This window comes from Polaromonas sp. (assembly GCF_031411155.1).
Taxonomy (GTDB): Bacteria; Pseudomonadota; Gammaproteobacteria; order Burkholderiales; family Burkholderiaceae_C; genus Polaromonas.
Genome location: NZ_JANOAL010000269.1, coordinates 20,996 through 27,131, shown reverse-complemented (window position 1 = coordinate 27,131; position 6,136 = coordinate 20,996). Strand labels below are relative to the sequence as shown.

The following is a 6,136-nucleotide window of genomic DNA, read 5'->3' as shown; positions in this document are numbered from 1 at the left end:
CAAGATGAGATCTGCCGGGGCCTTGAGCCCCCTGAAGAGTCGTTCAAGACCAGGACGTTGATAGGTCAGGTGTGGAAGCGCAGTAATGCGTTAAGCTAACTGATACTAATTGCTCGTGCGGCTTGACCCTATAACTTTGATAGTCTTATCATTGGTTTTAATTAAGCCAATGGTCTGTCAAGGCTGTTATGCCAAGTTGACGCATTCAAAAGACGCATCCTAATACGATGTGCATCTCCTAAATACAAGCTGATTTGCTCTATGAATTCGATGGATTGTTCCTGAGTGAACAGTCCGTCAAAAAGTTATGCCTGATGACCATAGCAAGTTGGTACCACTCCTTCCCATCCCGAACAGGACAGTGAAACGACTTAGCGCCGATGATAGTGCGGGTTCCCGTGTGAAAGTAGGACATCGTCAGGCTCTTATAGCGACTAACGCCCAGTTGAAATCTCAACTGGGCGTTTTGTTTTTGCGCCGCCTCAGGCATTGAGGATATAGGCGCCTTCTCTTTTGGCTACGCCAGCAGCAACCAACTCGGCGCACAACTGGGTAATCCAAGGCTGCACCTTCAACTCTGGGAAAAAAGTTTGCCGGATCTGCAGGAAGTAGGCCGTGGATTCGGCCCATTGCGCAAATTCGTGGAACGAACAGCGCTGCAATTCGAGCAATTTGAACTTCAGCAGCGCCTTCACGGCGTGGCGGGCGTGCTTGACCGGGTGCCTGACGAAAAAGTCCAACCGTTCCCGGGCGTGCGCCATCACTTCAGGGGTGTAGTTAAAGACCCGGCCATGCCCTGGAATGATGACTGCCGGGTTCAGGCGTCCAATCAAGCCCAGTGTCGCGGCCACTTCGGAAAAGGCATCCACGCCTTCAAGCTCGGGAAATACCACGCCGAATCCGTTTTCCCACAGCGCATCAGCAGAAATCAGCGTTCTGCTGGCCGGCTCAAAGAAAATCACGGAATGCGGGTCGTGTCCGGCGGCCGCGTGAATCTGCCATTGCGCGGCACCGAAGCGGATCTGGGCGCCCGGCTGCAGCGTCTGGCTGAAGGTGAATTGAGGACAGAGTTGCCCGGTGGGCTGGTAGGTCAGCGCGACCGGGTCCCACTGCGCGACCTGTGCCGCATGGCCTGGCGGAATCAGGGTCTGAAGCGCGGCATATCGCGCCTGCAGGGCCGCATTGCCACCGCAGTGGTCGCTGTGCAGGTGGGTGTTGACCAGCATGTCCAGCGGCCGCTCGCCCAGCACGCCTTCGAGCAACGACAGGGTTTGCGCCGCGTGGGTGCAGTAGCCGCTGTCGACCAGCAGCGTTTTCTCGCCGTCGGTAAATAAGATGTTGTTCGCGGACAGCCAGCCGCGCTCGAAAACATGCAGGCCCCGGGGCAAGTTCGGTAGCGTCATCGGATCAGCAGCATCGCGAAGCCTCAGGCCGCTGCGCGCAGTTCGCGCCGCAGTATCTTGCCGACATTGGTTTTGGGCAGGTCGTCGCGAAACTCGATGTATTTGGGCCGTTTATAGCCGGTCAGGTGTTGTTTGCAGTAGGCGCTCACATCGTCCTCGGTCAGCGTGGGATCGTTCTTGACGACAAATATCTTGATCGCCTCGCCCTGTTTTTCATCCGCGATGCCGATGGCCGCGCATTCGATCACGCCGGGGCACAGGGACACCACATTTTCCAGCTCGTTCGGAAACACATTGAAACCCGAGACGATGATCATGTCCTTTTTCCGGTCAATGATTCGGGTGTAGCCCTGCTCGTCCATGATGCCGATGTCGCCGGTCAGCATGAAGCCGTCGGCGGTGAAGGCCTTTCGGGTTTCTTCGGGCTGCTGGTAGTAGCCGGTCATGACCTGCGGGCCCTTGATGCCGATTTCGCCGGGCGTGCCAGGCGCGACGCAATTCCCGTCGTCATCCTTGATGGCGATGTCGATGCTGGGCAGTGGCAGGCCGATGGTGCCGCTGAAAGTTCGGTTGGTCACCGGGTTGTTGGTGCCGATGGCGCAGGTCTCACTCATGCCCCAGCCTTCGATCATGGGGCAGCCCGTGACTTGCAGCCAATGCCTGGCAGTGCCTTCGGACGCCGCCATGCCTCCGGCCTGCGACACGCAAAGCGTCGAAAAATCAACCGTTTTGAACTGGGGATGCTGCAGCAGGGCGTTGAACAGGGTGTTGACGGCCGGCAGCATGTGAAACGGCCGCTTCTTGAGCACGTCGATGAATTTGCCGAAGTCGCGCGGATTGGGCACCAGCGTCAGATGCGCGCCCCAGCGGATGGTCAGCAGCGAAAGCGTCAACGCGAAGATGTGGTACAGCGGCAGCGCCGCAATGTTGTTGGTCTTGCTGACGTCACCGATACGGCGCAGCGCCGGTGTGAACCAGGCCTCGGCCTGCAGGATGGCGGCCACGATATTGCGGTGCGTCAGCACCGCGCCTTTCGACAGCCCCGTCGTGCCGCCGGTGTATTGCAAAAAGGCGGTCGAATCGAGCGTGCTCTGCGCCGGCTTCAGGGTCAGTCGGCTGCCTTCGGCAATCGCGCGGTTGAAGGGCGTGACGGCCCGGCCGTCGGCCAGCGGCAGCTTGTAGGGCGGCACCAGCTTGGCCAGATGCCGCACGGCAAAGGTGATCCAGTTGCCGTACCAAAAGCCGAGCAAGTCGCCCATGGACGCCATCACGACGTTCTTGACCGGGGTTTTCTCGATCACCTCCGCCAGCGTGACGGCGAAATTTTCAAGGATGACAATCGTGGTCGCGCCCGAGTCCTTGAGCTGGTGCTCCAGTTCGCGCGCGGTGTAGAGCGGGTTGACGTTGACGCAGGTGAAACCGGCGCGCAGCACCGCCGCCATGGTGACGGCAAACTGCGGCACGTTGGGCAGCATGATGGCGACGCGCGCGCCCGGCTCCAGCCCCAGGTTCTGCAGCCAGGCGCCCAGCGCCGCCGACAGGTTGTCCAGTTCCGCGTAAGACATCCAGCGGTCCATGCAGACCGAAAATGGCTTGGACGCATGCTTCTTGAAGGACTCCTCCAGCAGCTGGTTGAGCGATCGGTACTGCTCCGGGTCTATCGTGTGCGCCACGCCTTCGGGGTAACTCTTGAGCCAATGCTTGTCCATACAAACTCCTTGCGCTGATTGTGAAAGCCGGGCCGGCGAATCCGTAGGGGGCTTGTCCTAGTTTGCCGGGCCGGTCGCCAGCAAATGGCCCAATTTGGTCTCGCAGGCGACAGGGTCGTCTTCAAACAGGGCGCGTATCCACTCCGATTCGCGCTGCTCGACCAGGGCCATGAACGCGTCGGCGCCACGCATGTGGGCAAACGCGTCAAACCCGGTTTCCAGAAAATGCTGCAGCGCGCTCAGGCCGGCCGCGGCGGCCGGGCGCCGCATCATCTTGAGCAGGGTGCGCAGCCCCGGCATGCGGGTCAGGCGGTTCAGCTCCTTGCCCAGATGCAGCACCACGTCCAGTTGCCGGTGCCGCGCGGCCATGTCGGCCACGGCGCGCCAGCAGCGGATATAGCGGGCGCAGACAGTGCTGCCGGGATGGGCTGATTGGTCAGCCCGCCATTGCCGTGCCATCAGGTCGTCGAGCTTTTCGGTCAGCGCATGTACCTCGGCCAGGGCCGCCGCCGTGTCCACCACGGCCTGCGGAAACAGCCGGGCAATCGTGTTGGCGATGCGGGCAAACTGCTGGTCACGCTCGGCATAGTCCTTGTCGCTGTACAGCTCGTCCAGAAAAAACGTGGTGGCGCTTTTATAGCGCGGGCTGTGCAGCAGGTCGACATAGGTGGCCTGAAAGCGGCGTGCCTGAAAGCGTTTGACTTCAGCGCTGGCCCGCGCCAGTTCGGGATCGGCTGCATGCTGTTGCCGAAAGATCGACACGGCCTGCAGGGCAAGGTGAATATTGTTAACGCTTGGGTCCATACAAACCCCGAGTTTATCTAGGTACGGAGCTCTATTGAATCCGCAAGCCCCATGCGAAACTGCCCGCATGCAAAGAAGAACGCTACTCAAACTCGGGGCCAGCTCGGCGGCCGTGCTGCTGCTGGCCGGTGGCGCCGCCGCGTTGCTCGCGCCAGGCCTCGAAGGCAGCACCCTGAGTGCATCGGGCCGCGAGGTGTTTGCGGCGGTCGGGCGCGGCATTCTGGACAAGAGCCTGCCCGCCGAAGACGGCCCGCGCCAGATTGCGCTCAATGGCCTGCTCAGCCGCGTTGATACGCTGGTGCAGGCGCTGCCACCGCCTGCGCAGGCAGAGCTGTCGCAGCTGCTGTCCCTGCTGGCCAGCAGCGCCGGCCGGCGCACGCTGGCCGGTCTGGCTGCGCCCTGGCCGCAAGCCAGCATCCACGACATCCAGCAGGCGCTGCAGGGCATGCGCCTGTCCAGCCTGGCCCTGCGCCAGCAGGCCTATGCCGCGCTGCATGACATCACCGCCGGCGCGTATTTTTCAGACGCCAGCAGCTGGCCCCTGCTCGGCTATCCTGGCCCGCAGAAGATTTGAAAGCAAAAAAAGCAGCATGAGCCAATTGAAAGACCCGATCCGCGAGGGCATTGCACGCGGCTGGAAAGTCTCGGGCGGCCCGCTCGGCCCCACCCCCGAAAAAATCGTCTGCGACGTCGCCATCATCGGCAGCGGCGCGGGCGCCGGCATCACCGCCGAGCTGCTGGCCAGGGCCGGGCTGCAGGTGGTGATTGTCGAAGAAGGCCCGCTCAAGAGCAGCAGCGACTTCAATCAGAAAGAGTCCGAAGCCTATCCGTCGCTGTACCAGGAAAGCGCGGCCCGCAAAACCGCCGACAAGGCCATCAACATCCTGCAGGGCCGCTGCGTCGGCGGCTCCACCACGGTCAACTGGACCAGCTCGTTCCGCACCCCCGCCGCCACGCTCAAGTTCTGGCAGGACAGGTTTGGCCTGAAGGACTACAGCGTCGATGCGCTGGCGCCTTATTTTGCGCAGGCCGAACAGCGCCTCAACATCTCGCCCTGGCTGGCCGCCCCCAACGAAAACAACGACCTGCTGCGCCGCGGCGCGGCCAAGCTCGGCATTCCGGCCGCCACCATCTCACGCAATGTCAAGGCCTGCTGGAACCTCGGCTCCTGCGGCCTGGGCTGCCCGACCAACGCCAAGCAGTCGATGCTGGTCACCACGATTCCGGCGGCGCTGGACCTGGGCGCCCAGCTGCTCACCGAAACCCGGGCCGAGCGCTTTGAGCTGGCCAACGGCCGCGTAACTGCCCTGATTTGCCGCCCTGTAGCATCAAATGGGGCACTAGCCCAATCAGAACGCGCGCTGGCAGCTATCAAAATAGTAGCAAAACACTACGTGCTGGCCGGCGGCGCCATCAACTCGCCGGCGGTGCTGTTGCGCTCCGGCGCGCCCGATCCGCATGGCCGGCTGGGCACGCGCACCTTTTTGCACCCGGTCGTCATGTCGTCCAGCGTCTTTGCGCAAAAGGTCGAGGCCTGGAACGGCGCGCCGCAAACGATTTACAGCGACCACTTTCTCGAAACCCAGGCGATTGACGGCCCCATCGGTTACAAACTGGAGGCGCCGCCGCTGCACCCGGTGATTTTTGCCTCCACCGTGCCCGGCTTCGGCCAGAGCCAGGACGACCTGCTGCGCTCGTTTCCGCACAACCACACGCTGCTGGCGCTGCTGCGCGACGGCTTTCACGAGCAGGCGCCGGGCGGCAAGGTCAAGTTGCGCGGCGACGATTCCGCCGTGCTCGACTACCCGCTGACCGACTACGTCATGGACGGCGGCCGCCGCGCGCTGCTGTCGATGATGGAAATCCAGTTTGCCGCCGGTGCCCAACAGGTGTTTCCGCTGCACGAGATGGCGCAGCCCTACACCAGTTGGGCGCAGGCGCGCGATGCGGTCCATGCCCTGCCGATGAAGCCGCTGCTGACCAAGGTGGTCAGCGCGCACGTCATGGGCGGCTGCGGCCTGGCCGGCACCGAGCAGCAGGGCGTGACGCGTCCCGACGGCGTGCACTGGCAGCTCGACAACCTGTCGATTCATGACGGCTCCCTCTTCCCGACCAGCATTGGCGCCAACCCGCAGCTGTCGGTGTATGGCACGGTCAACCGGCTGGCCCAGGGCCTGGTCAAAAGGCTGGCACACCGCGACATCGCGCTGGCCTGACGCG

5 protein-coding genes and 2 rRNA genes are annotated in these 6,136 nt (G+C 62.5%); 4 read left to right on the top strand and 3 right to left on the bottom strand.

Annotation, left to right across the window (positions count from 1 at the left end):
* Together RMO23_RS16290 and rrf are read left to right on the top strand one after the other, a co-directional pair.
* Positions 1-130 (top strand): 23S ribosomal RNA (locus tag RMO23_RS16290); the annotation flags it as partial.
* A gap of 180 nt (positions 131-310) precedes the next feature.
* A 5S ribosomal RNA gene (gene rrf, locus RMO23_RS16285) occupies positions 311-423 on the top strand.
* Between the two features lie 59 nt (positions 424-482).
* Here rrf and RMO23_RS16280 read toward each other — a convergent pair.
* Genes RMO23_RS16280 through RMO23_RS16270 form a run of 3 tightly spaced genes read right to left on the bottom strand, consistent with a single transcriptional unit; the run spans position 483 to position 3,916 of the window.
* Positions 483-1,403: an MBL fold metallo-hydrolase gene (locus tag RMO23_RS16280; RefSeq protein WP_309683684.1), complete on the bottom strand. Its 921-nt coding sequence runs from the start codon at positions 1,401-1,403 to the stop codon at positions 483-485.
* 23 nt (positions 1,404-1,426) lie between these two features.
* Entirely contained in the window at positions 1,427-3,112 is a 1,686-nt protein-coding gene (locus RMO23_RS16275) for an AMP-binding protein (RefSeq protein ID WP_309683683.1), read from the bottom strand.
* Positions 3,113-3,169: 57 nt separating this feature from the next.
* Entirely contained in the window at positions 3,170-3,916 is a 747-nt protein-coding gene (locus RMO23_RS16270) for an FFLEELY motif protein (protein WP_309683681.1), read from the bottom strand.
* A 67-nt stretch (positions 3,917-3,983) separates the two neighbouring features.
* Here RMO23_RS16270 and RMO23_RS16265 point away from each other — a divergent pair, with 67 nt between their 5' ends.
* Positions 3,984-4,490, top strand: coding sequence for a hypothetical protein (locus RMO23_RS16265; RefSeq protein ID WP_309683680.1), 507 nt, complete (start codon positions 3,984-3,986; stop codon positions 4,488-4,490).
* Between the two features lie 16 nt (positions 4,491-4,506).
* Entirely contained in the window at positions 4,507-6,132 is a 1,626-nt protein-coding gene (locus tag RMO23_RS16260; RefSeq protein ID WP_309683678.1) for a GMC family oxidoreductase, read from the top strand.
* Positions 6,133-6,136: the final 4 nt, after the last annotated feature.